Genomic DNA, 16,729 nt, shown 5'->3' with positions numbered 1-16,729 from the left:
GATAAAAGTATTCTATTTTTGATATTGTTCCTCATAATATTGTTGGTATGCGCCACTGGTGACATTCTCTAACCAAGTTTGATTATCCATAAACCAATCGATGGTTTTCTCCAACCCCTGTTCAAAGGTCACCGACGGTTTCCATCCCAATTCGGCATTAATCTTACGCGCATCAATGGCATATCGCAAATCGTGGCCAGGTCTGTCTGTCACATAAGTAATCAAAGATTGCGAAGTTCCTACTGGTTTCTTTAATTTCTCGTCCATCAATTGACATAACAGTCTCACCAAGTCGATATTGGTCCATTCGTTAAAACCACCAATATTATAAGTTTGATGATTTTCGCCGCTATGGAATACCAAATCAATGGCTTTAGCATGATCAACGACATACAACCAGTCACGAGTAAACTTACCGTTACCATAAATAGGCAAGGGTTTATTGTTTAAAATATTGTGAATACAAAGTGGAATCAGTTTTTCAGGAAAGTGATTGGGACCATAATTGTTCGAACAATTACTGATTACATAAGGCATCCCATAGGTTTCGCCATAAGCCCGAACAAAGTGATCAGAACTTGCTTTGGAAGCTGAATAGGGGGAATTGGGGGAGTAAGGAGTACTTTCCGTAAAAAGTCCTGTTTCTCCTAACGTACCATAAACCTCATCGGTACTCACGTGATAAAAGCGCTTACCTTCCCAATTGTTGACCCAAAGATTTTTAAAAGCCTGCAATAAAATGACGGTCCCCAATACATTGGTTTTAACAAAAGAAAACGGATCGGTAATCGATCGATCGACATGAGATTCGGCTGCTAAATGTAAGACTCCTTCAAAGCGGTGTTCTTCGAATAAACCATTAATAAAGTTTTCGTCTGTAATATCACCTTTGACAAAATGATAATTGGGTAAATCCGCTATATCCATCAGGTTGGCTAAATTACCCGCATAAGTCAAGGCGTCCAAATTGTAAATTTGGTACTCGGGGTAATTCGTAACAAATTGTCGTACTACATGAGAACCAATAAAACCAGCACCGCCTGTAATCAATATTTTTTTCATCCGTATATATTTATAATCTACAATCTACTTGTGAACCTAGTACTCCTTTGACATCATAAACAATAGCAACTTCTTTTTGAGATTTTTTTAAATCTAAATCTAAAAAAGCAGCATGAGCTACGCCCAAAACAATTCCATCAAATTGCTTTTCAGGTAAAGTCTCCCTACTTTCAATACCGTATTCTTGATGTACATCAGCTGGATTGGCCCATGGATCATAAGTCGTAACTTTGATACTATACTCTTCCAAAGCGCGGATCACATCGACTATTTTGGTGTTGCGCACGTCGGGGCAGTTTTCTTTAAAAGTCACACCCAACATCAGTATTTCAGCGCCATTAACCTTGATATTTTTCTTAATTAAAGTTTTTACGACTTGAGAAGCGACATATTCTCCCATAGAGTCGTTTAAGCGACGTCCCGCCAAAATGATTTCTGGGTGATAACCGTGTTCCTGTGCTTTCTGCGCCAAGTAATAGGGATCCACACCGATGCAATGCCCACCAACTAAACCGGGTTTAAACGGTAAGAAATTCCATTTGGTACCGGCTGCTTCCAAAACCGCATGGGTATCGATATCCAACAGATTAAAGATCTTTGCCAGTTCATTGACAAAGGCGATGTTGATATCGCGTTGGGAATTTTCGATCACTTTAGCCGCTTCAGCTACTTTTATGGTCGGTGCTAAATGGGTACCGGCTATGATGACCGATTTGTATAATTCGTTAACGACTTGTCCAATTTCTGGAGTGGAACCCGCTGTTACTTTTAGAATTTTTTCAACCGTGTGCTCCTTGTCGCCTGGATTGATGCGTTCTGGTGAATAGCCCGCAAAGAAATCCACGTTAAATTTTAAACCGGAAATGCGTTCCAAAACCGGAATGCATTCTTCTTCCGTCGCGCCCGGATATACCGTCGATTCATAAATAACGATATCCCCTTTTTTTAGTACTTTACCGACCGTTTCCGATGATTTGTATAAGGGGGTTAAGTCCGGACGATTGTTTTTATCCACCGGTGTCGGTACGGTAACCACATATACATTACAATCCGAGATATCTCCCAAATCATAAGAACAATATAAACCGGTGGTCGCCTTGCTTGTTTCCTCCATAACGCCTTCGGCAATATGAGGATTTTGAGTCAACAGTACGCTCTGTAGAAGACTATCACTCACTTCCAGCGTTCGGTCGGTACCCGAGCGCAGTTCGGCTACTCTAGTCTTGTTGATATCAAAACCGATTACGCAATATTTTGTTGCGAACAAACGCGCTAAAGGTAAGCCTACATACCCGAGGCCTATTACTGCTATTTTGTGTTGTAAATTACTCATCTGAAAGTATTGATTCTGTGATTCCACATCCCTTTCGGGTTTTCTGTTTTTTTATATCTTTTAGGCTACTGAAAAGTGCCTCTTTTCTCTTTACTTTAAATTTTGCCAATACCAACCAACAGCTTCTGCAAGACCTTGTTTGATAGTATGCGTTGGCTCGTAATTCAAAAGGTTTTTGGCTTTATCTATAGAAGCCAAAGAATGCGGAATATCGCCTTGACGGTTGGGACCGTGTATCACGGCTATCTCGGCAATAGCCTGATCAAAGGCCGTTAGATATTCTTTTAGATAAGCTACGAGTTCGTTTAACGTTGTACGGTCACCCACTGCGGTATTATACACCGTATTCACCGCTTCAGGATTTTGCGTTAACATGGCGCGTTCGTTCATTTGAACGACGTTGTCGATATAGGTAAAATCCCTGGAGAAATCGCCTGTACCGTTGATCAACGGGCTTTGGTGATTCATAAATTGTTTTACAAATAGCGGTATTACTGCAGCATAGGCACCATTGGGGTCTTGACGACGCCCAAAAACATTAAAGTAACGCAATCCTATGGTTTCTAAGCCGTAGGTTTTACTAAATATATCGGCATACAATTCGTTAACATATTTGGTAATGGCATAGGGTGACAAGGGTTTACCAATCTGATCTTCCACTTTGGGCAAAGCCACGGAATCACCATAAGTCGAAGAGCTGGCAGCATAGACAAAACGCTTTACTTTCGCATCTCGAGCAGCGACCAACATATTTAAAAACCCAGAAACATTTACATCATTGGTTGTAATGGGATCTTTTATAGAACGCGGTACCGAACCCAAAGCCGCTTGATGCAATATATAATCGACATCTTTTGCTGCTTTATGACAGTCTTCTAAGTTCCTAATATCGCCTTCGATCAGTTCAAAGAGCGGGTTTTTCATAAAAGGAGCCAAATTATGACGGTGACCGGTTGCAAAATTATCCAATACGATAACTTGATAATTTTTGTTTAAAAAATGCTCACATAAATTGGAACCGATAAATCCCGCTCCCCCTGTTATTAAAATTTTTGCCATTCTCTTTAAAAATACTTAAGTATTAATTGATCGTTTATAATTTTTTCAATACGTGCTCTTGAATAAGGTTATTCAAAACCCGCTTCTCCTGAGCTTTATGACCAAAAGTTTGATACGTCTACCGCTGAGGAAAAACAGGAGATGCGTATTCCCCTCAATGCACTATATTGATACCTATTTTATTGTGTAACAAATCTCCGATTTTCCAATGTAAGTAGTCAAAATACGCGCCTTTTAAACCTCTAATTTGCTTTTGTGCCAGCTCTTTAGTGATCCAATCGTTATATCCAAATACGGTGGCTTCTCTATTTTGTTCTACATCCTTGATGGCTTGAACCAACAAGTGTTGCAATCCCGCCCCATAAAAAATATGGTCGCCCAAAATCATACACAGCTCATCTTGACCAATAAAGCTTTCACCGATGATAAAGGCTTGCGCCAATCCATCGGGCGTGGGTTGTTCGGCATAAGTGACTTGCATCCCCAGAGCACCGCCATCTCCCAATAACTTTTTAAAATTGGGCAGGTCATTAGGTGTTGAAATGATTAAAACTTCCTTAATTCCAGCCAACATCAATACCGATAATGGATAGTAAATCATCGGCTTGTCATACACCGGCAATAACTGTTTGGAAACCGCAATGTTCAACAGGTGTAATCGGGTTCCAGAACCACCTGCTCGTACGATGCCCTTCATTTTTTAATTAAATTGTATTGTTCTTTGTAATATTGTTGGTAAGCACCACTGGTGACATTCTCTAACCAGTTTTGATTATCCATAAACCAATTGATGGTTTTTACCAAACCCTGTTCGAAGGTCACCGAAGGCTTCCACCCCAACTCAGTATTGATCTTACGCGCATCAATGGCATAACGCAAATCGTGTCCGGGTCTATCCGTTACGTAGGTGATTAAGCTTTCTGAAGTTCCGATGGTCTTTCCTAACTTTTGATCCATCAATTGGCAAAGTAACTTTACCAAGTCGATATTAGTCCACTCGTTAAAACCACCTATATTATAAGTTTCGCTATTTTTTCCTTGGTGAAACACCAAATCAATGGCCTTGGCGTGATCTATCACATACAACCAATCGCGAATAAACTTGCCGTCGCCGTATATGGGCAAGGCTTGGTTGTTTAATATATTGTGAATACACAAAGGAATTAATTTTTCGGGAAAGTGGTTTGGTCCGTAATTGTTAGAACAATTACTAATTACATAGGGCATGCCGTAGGTTTCGCCATAAGCGCGAACAAAATGATCCGAACTGGCTTTGGAGGCGGAATAAGGTGAATTGGGTGCATAGGGTGTGGTTTCGGTAAAAAAGCCCGTTTCTCCTAAACTTCCATAAACCTCATCGGTGCTGATGTGATAAAAGCGTTTGCCTTCCCAGTTGCCCATCCAAATATTTTTAAAGGCTTGTAATAAGATTACGGTACCCAAAACATTGGTTTTCACAAAGGAAAACGGATCGCTAATCGATCGATCCACATGCGATTCGGCCGCCAAATGCAAAACGGCATCAAAGCGGTATTTTTCAAACAAATTATTGATTAAGGTTTCGTCGGTGATATCAGCTTTTACAAACGTATAATTCGGCAAAGCTTCCACATCGGAAAGGTTGGCCAAATTACCGGCATAGGTAAGAGCGTCCAAATTGTATATATGATCATTCGGATAATTCAAGACAAACTGCCTTACCACATGTGACCCTATAAAACCGGCACCGCCTGTAATCAATATCTTTTTCATACTTGATTAACTATCCTATCTTAATGATTTTACTTTGTTCCTTTTCCGCTACTTCTCTACGTAAAGAGCTGCTGGAAAAACGATGATCTCTACGGTTGTAATATAACTCAATCCCCTTTTGCTCACAATAGCCTCTTCCTGTAAAATTTTTATCTTGATATTCGTCGCCGATTATACGTACATCGATCTTAAAAGAACGCAACACGTCTTCCAAATCTTGTTCGGTAGCATAAGGCACGATTTCGTCTACAAAACGACAGCCCTTTAGTTGAATATATCGTTCCACTACGGTTTGAGTGGGATGATTTTTTTCAGGACGGTCTAGGGTTGGATCCGTTTGAAGACCAACAATTAAATAATCACATTGGCGCCTGGCCTCTTCGAGCATTTTAATATGCCCAGCATGTAATAAATCAAATGCACTAAAGGTAATTCCTACTTTCATATTTTTTCTAAGCTATTCATTTTTAAACGTATCTCTAATGGTAACCGTTTGTGAAATTATACTATCAAAAACAGCACCAATCCGCTATAACATATTCAAAATGATTAATCAATGATTTTTTAGCAAATCTTATCAATTCATTTCCCCAGAATGAGGAAAACAGAATCACAATTTTATTTTAACACATTCCAATTCGACTTGCGAACTTTCGGTGTACTTTATTTTATTACTTCACTCCTACTATCCAGTAGTATCAGACCCGCTGTTTGCGGTGTTGCTGTTAAGGTCAAGGCTACTTTACGGTCGATTAATACTTCTATTTTCTCACTTAACTGAGCCACGTATTGGCTGTCAAGCGACTGTCCGACAATAGTCACACAAATGGTACCAGAATCCAGTCCATTAGCATAATCCCCCGTAACGACCACTTGTTGCACTTCGCCCATACGTTCCACCACACTAGCCACCAAAGTATCCAATCCCAAATATTTTCGCACGATATCCTGTAAAGAACCGAATAAAGGATGATGGATATTGGCTTTATATCTAACCTTATTCTGAACGTTTTCCTTTTCGAGATATCCCGCATCCGACAGGTTGTTTAATTCCTTACGAATAGCATTAGTCGATTCGTTAAATTCCGTCGCTAAGCCTCTTAAATGCGCTTCATTACTGGTGTTTATAAAAAACTTCACCAACAACCGAAGCCGCGTTTTAGACGTAATAATAGAGTCTAACATTATGTATTTTAATTTTAATTGTTGTTTCGTACAACAAAAGTACTCGATTTAATAAAACGAGCAAATTTTTTACTCTCTTTTTATTACATTTTAGCAATAATTTATTTTAATATATTTATCTTATCCAACCATTTTATCATTTCAGTCGATTAATCTGCTTAAAATATAAAAAAAGACAAAATTCCTAAAAAAGCGCCCCTTTATAGAATAGCTAAATCCTTTTTTTAAGTAAAAATTCCATCTATATGTATCACTATTTCAAAAAACTATAAATAAATCAACTTTTGTACTTAATATATAACAATAAAATTAGTTTAATTCCTAATATTTGTTATTTTTATAACACTAAAAATTTGTCAAGCAAAAACTTTTAACATACTATCTTCACCCTTTGCCTCATTCGTCATCGCTACAAAATCCAACTGTACTAACAACCTAAATATTACACTACTGAAATTCAAACTACTGATTTCTTTATCTCCGTTTATTTAAGCTTATTATTATGAAAACGCTCCCATACTCTCTATTTAAAACACGGCTTTTTGTTAGTCTCTTTTTTTTAATTTCTCCTGCGCTATTCGCACAATACGACAAATTATTAAACAAGAGCTACGCAGAGAAGCAACCTATATATGCGGAAGATTTTTATTCCAATAAAAAATTATTAACCGATTCGATAGGCTATTTTAAGGAAATGCAAAAAGTTTATGATTTAGGTGTTATATCCAACGATAGAAGTCTTATAAATGAAGCGATCTTCATTAAGTTACATTTTCTCGGTAAAACAAATTACGCCAATTATATACCCGAAATGCTTCACCTGATTACCTTGGTTGACTTGGATAAGAATGACCAACTACAAGCACGAACAAGGCTCGCTTTAGCTGCGCACTATTACGAAAAGGGAGATTGCATCAATGCCTTCAAATACATTTCGAATTCTTTTGATTTCCTAAAGCAACTTGATATCAATGAGCTACCAGAAAAACAAGAGATGCTTTTCATTATGGCTTTATTGCACTACAATATGGGCTCAGGAAGTAAATCATTATATTTTTTGAACCTCGCCAATGCGGTTCCGCACGACTTTTATCCTGAAATAAAACTAAAGATTTTAAATACTCGAGGATTGATAGAAACAACGAACCAAAACTTTTCGGTAGCAGAGCAGAGTTTTAAGAAGCTACTCGAATTAAGTACGGAAAATAAAGATACGATTTGGCAAATGACGGCAATGACCAATTTGGCTACAACTTATTTTTTTAATAAAAAGTACCAGCAAGCCTTAGACATTTTTAAAAATTATCAAACGGTCGACACAGACAAATTTGTTAGGCCTAGAATTGACGTCTTACTGATCAAATCAAAAATCTATCAAAAGTTAGGGCAACAGGATTCTTTTAATCTCAACGTAAAAAACTTGATCAACGATATAAAAAACATTCATTTAAACGTAGAATCAAAACAAGAAATTTATCCTTTAATCGCTCAATATTACAAAAACCGAAACCAATTGGATCTGGCTTATGTATATTCCGATTCTGCACTTAGTTATTTAAATAAAAACATCGAACAGAAAAAAACCGCAGCTATACTGAATCTGGATATTCAAGATAAGATGAATCTTCTACAGCAAAAGGATATCGAATTAAAAAACAATAACGATCGTATCCGCATGTTGTGGATTGTGGGATTAAGTATAGGATGTGCGCTTAAATTAATCGTTTTTGGTATTTTTCGTTTTGTCAGAAAAACCGAACGCCGCAAGCGAATTCAATTGGAGTTTGAGAAATTAAAAATGAAAAATGAACTTCAAATTGCCAATGAGAAATTAAAAATCTCGTTGCACGATTTATTAATCAGTAGAGGAAGTTTGACCATTATAAAAAATCAGCTGCAAAAAATTGATTTTCCCGAAGCAATTAACCAAGATACCCCGAATGATCTTTCTTTGCTGTTCAACGAAAATCACACCTTTTTTCAACAACATGCTTCAGGCCAACATTGGTCTGTATTACAAGCTTCCTTTGAAAAAGCCTATCCGTTATTTGTGTCCAAAATAAAGAAGAAATTTCCTCATCTTACTTTGGTTGAAAAAAAATTCATCATCCTTAAAAAAATCGGTTTAGACAATGCTGAAATAGCACAGATCATGGATGTCAATCCATCTGCATTACGCGTTTACAGTCACCGCATTCGAAAGAAATACAACTTTGATAGTACGGACAGTCTGTATGAGTTTATCCATGAATTATAAAACAATGTAATCTGTATTAGAAGATACAAAAAAAACCCTAACATAGTTAGGGTTTTTCTGATTTTAGCTGTTCTTTAATTTTGGTTATTCGTTGTTTAATTTTAATCGCTCTAGTGGATCACTACAATTCCAATACGATAAACTCGCTTCTTCTGTTTTCTTGATGTTGTACTTCTGAACAAGGAACTCCGTTTGAACAGGAATTAACCAATTGGCTTTCTCCATATCCTTTAGCGGACAATCGAGTTTTATCAATGCCTTGCGCTTCTATCCAAGCTTGGGTTGCCTCAGCTCTCTTTTGAGATAGTTTCTGATTGTATTGATCGTCTCCTCTACTATCCGTATGGGAACGTATATCAATATGAATTTTTGGATATTCTAGTAAAACCTCTACGACTTTAGCCAATTCAACGGCAGCATCTGGTCGAATCGTTGACTTATCGAAATCAAAGTAAATTGGACCTAGCCTTAATGCCTTAAACAAATCGGTGCCTTTTTCAATAATTACCTTTGTTTTTTCCAATCCAAAATCAACCTGAGTAGTGCCGCTTATATTAGGTAATTCAACCGTAACTTCAGCTGTGTTGTAATTTGGTACTTGTGCCTTAACACGGTATTTTACTCCACATTGCAATGCATCAAATTCATAATATCCTAAACTATTTGTAGTTGTTTCCCCTACTAAGTTAAATAAGGCGTCGTATAAAACCATTTTAGCATCGGCCTTTTTTTGTTGATCTGTTTTATCATATACGGTTCCAACTATTTTTTGACTACAAGATAGCGGTTGGGTTTCTACCAATGAATAGATATCATCATTTCCCACCCCATTTTTTCTATTGGAACTGACAAATCCTTTTTTCGTATCGGTATTTATAGTCCAACCAAAGTCGTCAAAAGGGCTGTTTGCCGGGGCTCCGATATTTTGTACCTCACCAAAGGTATTGTCGCCTTTAATTTTTACTACAAATATGTCCAAGCCTCCCAAACCCGGATGTCCATCGGAGCTAAAATACAACTCATTGAGTTCTGATATAAATGGAAAGCTCTCGCGTGCTTCTGTATTGATTTGATTACCGAGATTTTCAGGTTGTCCAAAACGCTCTGCTCCCAATATCGCAACGCGATATAAATCAGACTGTCCCACCGTTCCGCTTCGATCAGAGCTGAAATACATCCATTTACCATCAGGGCTCAAAGCTGGATGTGCAGTACTATAACTATCTGAATTAAAAGGCAATTCTTTGACATTGGTCCACCTTTCATTCACTTTCTGTGCACTATAAATCTTTAGTAAGGTGGTGCGATTTTCATCTTTGCCGCGCTTTCCGTTTAAGAAATTATTTCTCGTAAAATACATGGTTTGTCCATCTTTAGCAAACACCGGAGTTGATTCGTTAAATTTCGAATGTACTCCGCGATCAAAAGCAACGACTTTTCCGAGTGTTCCATCAGCTAAGATATCTGCTTGATATAGGCTGGTAAAGCTGGCATTGGTCCAGGAGTGAATTTTCTTGGACACACTACCCGTATCGCGAGCAGAAGTAAACACCAACTGTTGATTAACTACCGCGGCTCCATAGTCAGAATAGATCGAATTTAAAGATAAATTCTCAAGGGTGTACCTTCCTGAATTGGCTTTAATACGTTCTAAGTAATCGAGATTTTCCCTAAATAGTTTAGCGCGTATTTGGTTGTTTTCAGCTGCATTAAACTCCTTTAAATACTGGGTCGCTAATTCGTTATTACCCGTTGCTTTTAAAGTTTGTGCATAACGATATAAATACTCGCTCTCTACCTCTTTAGTCAACTCAAACAATGCTGCATACCAAGTATTTGCGCTATCTAAATCGCCATTAAAATAATATGCATTTCCGAGTTTCTTAAATACATCTGGGCTTTTAAAACCCTTTTTCGCCACTCTTTCGTAGACTTTTGTAGCATCGATGTAGGCATAACTATCATATTTTTTATCCGCTCGTTTGACACTTCCCTCTTGAGCTGTAGCGCTTAACGAAATCAATATCAATATAGCGCTGAATAGATTTTGTAGTGTTCTTTTCATTTTTTCTAAATATTAGAAGAATCTCGGTGTGGTGATTCTGTTAAAGCGATTAAATAGTTCAAATCGCAAAAATATTTCGTGCGATCCCGAGTTGTAATTCGCCAATTTGGTCGTTTCTGCATCATAACTATAGCCTATAAATAGGCCATCAGTGACCTGAAATCCAACTAAACCACTAAAAGCCGCATCCCAACGGTAAGCTCCTCCAATGACAAATTTGTCTATAAACATAAAATTCGCTGTGATATCTGCCTGTAAAGGTGCTCCAGAAACCGCTTTTACTAAAAATGCGGGTTTAAACTTTAGGCTTGGGCTTAGGTCAAAGACATGTCCCCCCATCAGATAAAAATGCATTTTTTGTTTGGCCGTCGATACGATGTTGTCATCATATCGCTCGGTTTCCAAAAAGTTCGGTACAGATAAACCTAAGTAGGTTTTCTCTGAGTGCAAATACACACCGGCTCCCACATTTGGTGTAAACTGGTTTTCTATATTATTGGCCAGCATCGGATCATTGGGATTATACTTGTTGAGCTTGGTGTAATCGACATTAAGCAGATTCGCAGATCCTTTGATTCCAAAGGCCAACTTATAACGTTCACCCAGATCTATCGTATACGATAAATCTGCCGAGATGGTATTTTCGTCCATGGCACCAATGGCTTCATTGACAAAAGACACACCTAATCCCAATTTAGAGTTATTGATCGGAGTGTTTACAGAGAAGGCCGCTGTTTTTGGAGCACCATCCAAGCCTACCCATTGCGTACGATATAATCCAAATATACTCATCACTCCACGTGAGCCCGCATAAGCTGGATTGATATTAATCGTATTGTACATATATTGGGTATACTGGGGATCTTGCTGCCCATACATTTGGTTTATACTGCAAAAAACAACTGTAGCATATCCAAATCCTCTTATGATATTTCTTAATTTCATCTTGTTCAGTTTAGATTAGTTGTTTTCTAAGTGCAGATAACCTGCTTTTTTGATAGTTTCGGCTGTACCGCCAACCACTACCTCATATTGAACGATATAAAAGTAAGTTCCGGTTGGCAATTTCTCCTCTTTATTCAAAGTTACCCGCCCCTCAGAAATACCTCTAAAGACATTTCCATTACTGTTATATGCATTGGTTTCATAAACCTTCACCCCCCAACGATTGAAAATCTGCACGGTATTTTTGGGAAATCTCTCGATATTATCTATAATAAAATAGTCGTTTTTCCCGTCTCCGTCAGGGCTTACAGCATTGTAAATAACAACGTCTCCCTCGAAAATTAAATTTGGTTTAACCGTACCCAAAGTAAAGATTCCATAACCTTCAACAACTGTTGGTGAAGTCACGGTTTTTGCCCCCACATCTACAATACCTCCTTCATCTACCCATAGAGATTGTACGGTATCCCATCGAAGGATCCTCAGATTTTTAGCATCCTCGGTCAACAAAACCGCAGGAGTGACCTTGGTATTCCAACTCAGTGTAAGCATGATGTTGTTTTGAGTATTAGCTCTTTCAACGGTCCAGTACTCCGCATCATTGATTAGATTAATGACCCCTGTTTTACTATTATGTGGATGCTTTTTGTTTGAATTATCCAAATAATATTTTGCTATAAAAGCGTCTTTAATATTCGGAGGCGCACTGATTTGAGCCATTCTGTATATGTTTTTATCACCTATGGGATAAACAAATGCTTCCCGTCCTACTTTCTCTACCAGTCCATCGGCAAAACTTTTGTCTGAAACATTGACTGCCTGCGCACCTGATTCAAAAAGCATATATCCATTTAAAGAATCTATGTTGACAATCCCGTTTAAAAAATTTGCCTTTCCATTTATGCTCATATCGTTTTTTAAATCAAATCCACTATTGGCAGCAGGGCTGTGAAACAACACGTCATAAAAACTTGAGGGAATACTCCCCGACAGTTGTTGGTTGGCTGTTTTATCAGCAGACTGTTGAAAAACCGCATAGGATGATTTCTTCTGCGATGAGAAAGTATAGAGTCCTTCGTTGTCAAAATTGGCCTGATAATATATCGATCCGTCATTGAATACCGATGCGTCTTTTAGGTTTAAGAAATCGGCAGCCGTTGTTAAGCTGGTTTCGGGCATTACGGTTAAGATCCCGGCATTGGCAGTCTGCCCTTTCCCCTGTAAAGGAAAAAGAGCGATTACCCATGCACTATAAAAAAGTTTTTGTATCGTTTTCATATCAAATTCGTATTATAAATTTTGATGGTATCATCGGATTGGTAGGCAGCTTACATCCTTTAAAAGTCAGTGTTACCTCTTGACTGATGGTTTCACAACCGGCTGTAGACTTCATCACAGCACGAATTTTAGCTGTAGAAACATTTGCATAGCCAATTCCGATAGAGATTTGATTCCCATTTACACTAAAAACACCCGACCAATTGGCCGCACTTATGTCTTGCCATACATTTCCGACCATAATCTGCCAAGTAATTTGGGGAGCTGTTGTTTGCAACTCAATCAACTGAATAGCATCATCACAAATGCTGTATGCTAATTGCGGTAAGGTTCCCGTTGGTCCAGCCAGTATGGTAACCGTGAAAGCCACTTTGCTTCCAACACACAACTGGGCATTGACCGTTTTGCCTTCAGCTACGTAGTAAGTATATGTTCCTACTGTTGTTGGATGTGGAATTGTAGTCAACGGGGTTGTACTCGCAGCAGTTGCAAAATAATACAGCTCAAATTGATTGGTCACTCCAACAGCAGAAAGCGCAACATCTAAATTGTAGGTAGCTCCAAAACAAGCCGTAATATTAGTGGCAGTAGGGACCGTGGTTACCGAGGTTAAATTGATATCAAATTTCACATAACAACCCGGTTTCATTCCATACACTACGGCATAAAAACTATTTGTTCCAGCAACCACACTAAAGTTTCCACTTACCAAATTGGCAGGATTGATTAGTCCGTCGGGTTGACTTTTGTAAAAAGTGGTTCCCGCGGGGTATTTGGCAGTTACCACGGCTCTATCTATAGCGTTATTCGGCACGCTACAGAAATAATTAAACGTCATTGGATCTGTCACTTGTGCAACACTTACACAATTGGCTAAAAAGGCCGCGGAAGGCACTACATTGATACTATAAGGATCATAAATCGGTTGTCCGACACAGTTTGCTCCGGTTGTAAAACCCTTTATAAACTTTATATTTAATGGTTTTAAGGAGTTTTTCCCTGTTCCGTTAAAACTTCCGTTAACTTCAGATTTTAAAGCACAGTCACTACTGGAAGTTTGCAACAAAGCACAATCGGTCGTTACTCTTAATTTATATTTTAAGGTTGAATAAACCAAATTGTTATTCGGAATTTCAACACCAGTCAGGTCCCACACAATTTTACCTCCTGGGGTTAAAACGGGATCGGTACTCGATGGATGACTCCAAGTAACAGTACCTACGGCCGGTGTAGCACTTGCCGATACATAATGCATGTTGGCCGGAACAGGAATCTCAATTTTCCCATTGATAATGGGTTCCGAACCTTTGTTCTTTAGGCTTATCGTAAATTCTAATTCTTGGCCAGGTACTACATTGTCAGAGGCCGCTCCGGCATCGGTACGCGTATTTAGCGCGTCCATCTCCGGTACGTAAGCATCTACGGCAAAAGTGATGTTGAAAATACTATATACATCCTGAGTAGTTCCGAATCTAAAAGCCGTTTGGGTTTGATTGTTCCCAATGAGTACATTACCGGTATTGGGCAAATCAAACATGGCAATATCTATCCCATAATTGTTTAGATTTTCAGGATTTCGGGCATTACTACCCGTAAAAATCGACGAATTAAAAAAGTTATTAGTCGTATTTTGCGTGTGTGATAAGGTTTGCCAAGTGTTGGTTGCTAATTTTCGAATATCAAATGAATCGCCGCTAATATCTCTGTCTCCCTCACCAGCCATCATACCCATCTTGATATTAATCGCGCCACTTTGAGCGGCACGAAATCCAGAAACGGCTAGATTACCATAAGTAGTAGCACGACTAAGACCTTGCATCGTACCGTCCCAAGCGATTTGACTAAAACCGTCAAAAACCGTAATATCTCTCCATTTCATCGTTGGGTTTTCATAGATTACAACCATTCCCCAACCTCCATAATATCCGATATCACCACCTGTTCCTTGAAATGTCGCTATATTTCCAACAAAATAATCTCCTACACCTCCAGCTTTGACATAAGTGGTTACATCTACATAACTAGAATACATACCATAGACATCTGAACCTCCGTAATAAATTTTATCTGTAGTTAGTTCCACATAATTAGCCATGCCCGGTGCTTTGAACTGGATTTTTTTCTTACTTAATCCGTTTCCTGCATTTCCCGATTTGGATAATACATCTCCCGAAGTATTATCTCCACGTCCAGCCCAATATAAACCGGCATAAATTATTTTTGTACACGGTGCATCTACATTGTTCGGTATCGGCAAGGCCAATCTCGAGGAAGAAGAATTCTTTATTGTAGCATTCGTGGGATCCAAATTGGAAAACTTCATATCTCCTGAATTATTTCCACCATCTGAGTAGGGATTTAGAAATACATTAGAGTTTCCAATCATCACAAAATCACCACGAAGATTATAGTTCAAAACGGACTTATACGGATCTGCTACTAAAGCAGAACTTCTCGGTGCAAAAGCTACTTTGTTCAATGCCTGTGCTTGTGCAAATTGATTGCAAGCAACCAAACTCCACGCCAACAGTACCCACAGAAGTAGCCCTCTGTTGCACATTTTTTTTCTTAAGATATCCATCTGTTTACTTATTTAGGATTGTTAAGTCGCATTAAAACTATTTCATACGGTTGATTGTACATAGAACTATCCAGTAGTTTTTCAACTTGCTCGTATTTATAATCTTCGTAAAAACTAATGATCACATATTTTAAATGTGGAAATAGTGTAAAATAACTCGGATCAAGCATTTCTTTACTAGCTGGAGTCCATAAAATCTTAATGATCTGAACCTTATTTAGTAGCGATTGATTGGAGTTTGCCTTCAATTGATCTAATGCATCCCAAGTCATATCTACGCTCAACACAGTTCCTTCCCATAATTGCTGAGAGGTATTTTTGTCTGCATACCATTTTGGTACCGTTTCAAATAACATCCTTTTAATTTCCTGTGCTTCCTCAGTCGGTTTACCCTGTATCCACTTATCGTATTGTTTACTCTTAACCGATTGAGCTTGTGCATCCATAGTGAGGCACAACACCATTAAAGAGCAAAGAATTGTATATATCGTTTTCATCGCTCAGTTATTTAATTACAAATACTATGTTTACAAAAGAATTGCGTGTTGCATTCCCGACTACTTTATAAGTTAGTTTCCCATCGTTCGATACGGATAATACTTGAATTGCCAGATTATCGAAATAAGTGATGTAGTAATCCAATTCCGTATTGGTTGCGATATAAGGTATATTCGCTTGTGATGTTGGATTTCTTTGCGTTGCTGGTACGTTTACAAACTGAGATGTATATTGTGCATATAAATCCAGTACATAGGTTGCATTCAAATTTTGAACATCAATCAATATCGATGGCATATAAAAGAATTTCGGCATGGTTGATTTAACCGTTTTCAAAATTCCAGTAGCATCAGCTACTACCACTTTATCCGTCGCAGTACCAACTGCTGTATTGATATCTCTTACCCTAACATTACCATTTGCGACATCCAAACGTTGTGAGGGAACTGCTACTCCCACAGCAACTTGACCCATTTGATAAATAGATTGGGTATTCGATGTTGCTTTTGTTCCATCAGCAGCATTATTCCATGGTTCTACAGCCAATGCATTCAAATCTGCAGAGACAACCCCTTCTGCACTATCAGTCAATGTTAAAACACCAGACGCTAAAGTCAACGTACTGTTGGTCGTGTTTTTGTCAATAGCACTTAATGCGATCTGAACCGCCACTCCTTTGTTGTCCGTCAAAACTAAATTCGTTCCCACTACAGC

12 protein-coding genes and 2 pseudogenes are annotated in these 16,729 nt (G+C 38.3%); 1 reads left to right on the top strand and 13 read right to left on the bottom strand.

The genetic code is table 11. The features are described from left to right. Positions 1–12: 12 nt before the first annotated feature. The 7 genes and pseudogenes from rfbB (L1275_RS15705) to L1275_RS15675 all read right to left on the bottom strand — a co-directional run bounded on the left by rfbB (L1275_RS15705) (position 13) and on the right by L1275_RS15675 (position 6,391). Positions 13–1,062: a dTDP-glucose 4,6-dehydratase gene (rfbB, locus tag L1275_RS15705; protein ID WP_253475610.1), complete on the bottom strand. Its 1,050-nt coding sequence runs from the start codon at positions 1,060–1,062 to the stop codon at positions 13–15. Between the two features lie 10 nt (positions 1,063–1,072). After that, positions 1,073–2,395: a nucleotide sugar dehydrogenase gene (locus tag L1275_RS15700; protein WP_253475607.1), complete on the bottom strand. Its 1,323-nt coding sequence runs from the start codon at positions 2,393–2,395 to the stop codon at positions 1,073–1,075. 90 nt (positions 2,396–2,485) lie between these two features. Further along, the gene (locus L1275_RS15695; RefSeq protein ID WP_253475605.1) at positions 2,486–3,454 is read right to left on the bottom strand and encodes an SDR family oxidoreductase; all 969 of its coding nucleotides are present in this window, start codon (positions 3,452–3,454) and stop codon (positions 2,486–2,488) included. Between the two features lie 283 nt (positions 3,455–3,737). After that, positions 3,738–4,151 (bottom strand): annotated as a pseudogene (locus L1275_RS15690) (sugar nucleotidyltransferase); the annotation flags it as partial. After that, positions 4,148–5,206, bottom strand: a complete 1,059-nt coding sequence (rfbB, locus tag L1275_RS15685; RefSeq protein ID WP_253475603.1) for a dTDP-glucose 4,6-dehydratase — start codon at positions 5,204–5,206, stop codon at positions 4,148–4,150. The pseudogene L1275_RS15690 and the gene rfbB (L1275_RS15685), both read right to left, overlap by 4 nt. Before the next feature lie 10 nt (positions 5,207–5,216). Further along, positions 5,217–5,651 carry an adenylyltransferase/cytidyltransferase family protein gene (locus tag L1275_RS15680; protein WP_253475601.1) on the bottom strand — a complete coding sequence of 145 codons (435 nt, stop codon included), beginning with the start codon at positions 5,649–5,651 and terminating at the stop codon, positions 5,217–5,219. A 218-nt stretch (positions 5,652–5,869) separates the two neighbouring features. Further along, positions 5,870–6,391 carry an ArsR family transcriptional regulator gene (locus tag L1275_RS15675; RefSeq protein ID WP_253475598.1) on the bottom strand — a complete coding sequence of 174 codons (522 nt, stop codon included), beginning with the start codon at positions 6,389–6,391 and terminating at the stop codon, positions 5,870–5,872. A 502-nt stretch (positions 6,392–6,893) separates the two neighbouring features. Between L1275_RS15675 and L1275_RS15670 the strand changes: the two genes are divergently transcribed. After that, complete coding sequence (locus L1275_RS15670) at positions 6,894–8,648, top strand: tetratricopeptide repeat protein (RefSeq protein ID WP_253475595.1); 1,755 nt, start codon at positions 6,894–6,896, stop codon at positions 8,646–8,648. A 121-nt stretch (positions 8,649–8,769) separates the two neighbouring features. On the opposite strand, the gene L1275_RS15665 is transcribed toward L1275_RS15670, so the two are convergent. The 6 genes and pseudogenes from L1275_RS15665 to L1275_RS15640 form a co-directional block, all read right to left on the bottom strand. Beyond that, positions 8,770–10,713, bottom strand: coding sequence for an OmpA family protein (locus L1275_RS15665; protein ID WP_253475592.1), 1,944 nt, complete (start codon positions 10,711–10,713; stop codon positions 8,770–8,772). A 12-nt stretch (positions 10,714–10,725) separates the two neighbouring features. Next, the gene (locus tag L1275_RS15660) at positions 10,726–11,658 is read right to left on the bottom strand and encodes a type IX secretion system membrane protein PorP/SprF (protein ID WP_253475590.1); all 933 of its coding nucleotides are present in this window, start codon (positions 11,656–11,658) and stop codon (positions 10,726–10,728) included. A 15-nt stretch (positions 11,659–11,673) separates the two neighbouring features. Continuing rightward, positions 11,674–12,936, bottom strand: a complete 1,263-nt coding sequence (locus L1275_RS15655) for a gliding motility-associated C-terminal domain-containing protein (protein ID WP_253475587.1) — start codon at positions 12,934–12,936, stop codon at positions 11,674–11,676. A gap of 1 nt (position 12,937) precedes the next feature. Continuing rightward, a complete protein-coding gene (locus L1275_RS15650) occupies positions 12,938–15,517 on the bottom strand; it encodes a hypothetical protein (protein WP_253475583.1) in 2,580 nt (859 codons plus the stop codon). Between the two features lie 8 nt (positions 15,518–15,525). Continuing rightward, a complete protein-coding gene (locus L1275_RS15645) occupies positions 15,526–16,014 on the bottom strand; it encodes a hypothetical protein (protein WP_253475580.1) in 489 nt (162 codons plus the stop codon). A gap of 7 nt (positions 16,015–16,021) precedes the next feature. After that, a pseudogene (locus L1275_RS15640) lies at positions 16,022–16,729 on the bottom strand (hypothetical protein); the annotation flags it as partial.

It is taken from the genome of Flavobacterium sp. HSC-61S13 (genome assembly GCF_024171535.1).
Taxonomy (GTDB): Bacteria; Bacteroidota; Bacteroidia; order Flavobacteriales; family Flavobacteriaceae; genus Flavobacterium.
This window is presented reverse-complemented; position numbering and strand designations above follow the sequence as displayed.

Bases quoted from the DNA above. Each gene is read 5' to 3' on its own strand.
- rfbB (WP_253475610.1), bottom strand. From the start codon at position 1,062: ATGAAAAAAATATTGATTACAGGCGGTGCTGGTTTTATTGGTTCTCAT.
- L1275_RS15700 (WP_253475607.1), bottom strand. From the start codon at position 2,395: ATGAGTAATTTACAACACAAAATAGCAGTAATAGGCCTCGGGTATGTA.
- L1275_RS15695 (WP_253475605.1), bottom strand. From the start codon at position 3,454: ATGGCAAAAATTTTAATAACAGGGGGAGCGGGATTTATCGGTTCCAAT.
- rfbB (WP_253475603.1), bottom strand. From the start codon at position 5,206: ATGAAAAAGATATTGATTACAGGCGGTGCCGGTTTTATAGGGTCACAT.
- L1275_RS15680 (WP_253475601.1), bottom strand. From the start codon at position 5,651: ATGAAAGTAGGAATTACCTTTAGTGCATTTGATTTATTACATGCTGGG.
- L1275_RS15675 (WP_253475598.1), bottom strand. From the start codon at position 6,391: ATGTTAGACTCTATTATTACGTCTAAAACGCGGCTTCGGTTGTTGGTG.
- L1275_RS15670 (WP_253475595.1), top strand. From the start codon at position 6,894: ATGAAAACGCTCCCATACTCTCTATTTAAAACACGGCTTTTTGTTAGT.
- L1275_RS15665 (WP_253475592.1), bottom strand. From the start codon at position 10,713: ATGAAAAGAACACTACAAAATCTATTCAGCGCTATATTGATATTGATT.
- L1275_RS15660 (WP_253475590.1), bottom strand. From the start codon at position 11,658: ATGAAATTAAGAAATATCATAAGAGGATTTGGATATGCTACAGTTGTT.
- L1275_RS15655 (WP_253475587.1), bottom strand. From the start codon at position 12,936: ATGAAAACGATACAAAAACTTTTTTATAGTGCATGGGTAATCGCTCTT.
- L1275_RS15650 (WP_253475583.1), bottom strand. From the start codon at position 15,517: ATGGATATCTTAAGAAAAAAAATGTGCAACAGAGGGCTACTTCTGTGG.
- L1275_RS15645 (WP_253475580.1), bottom strand. From the start codon at position 16,014: ATGAAAACGATATATACAATTCTTTGCTCTTTAATGGTGTTGTGCCTC.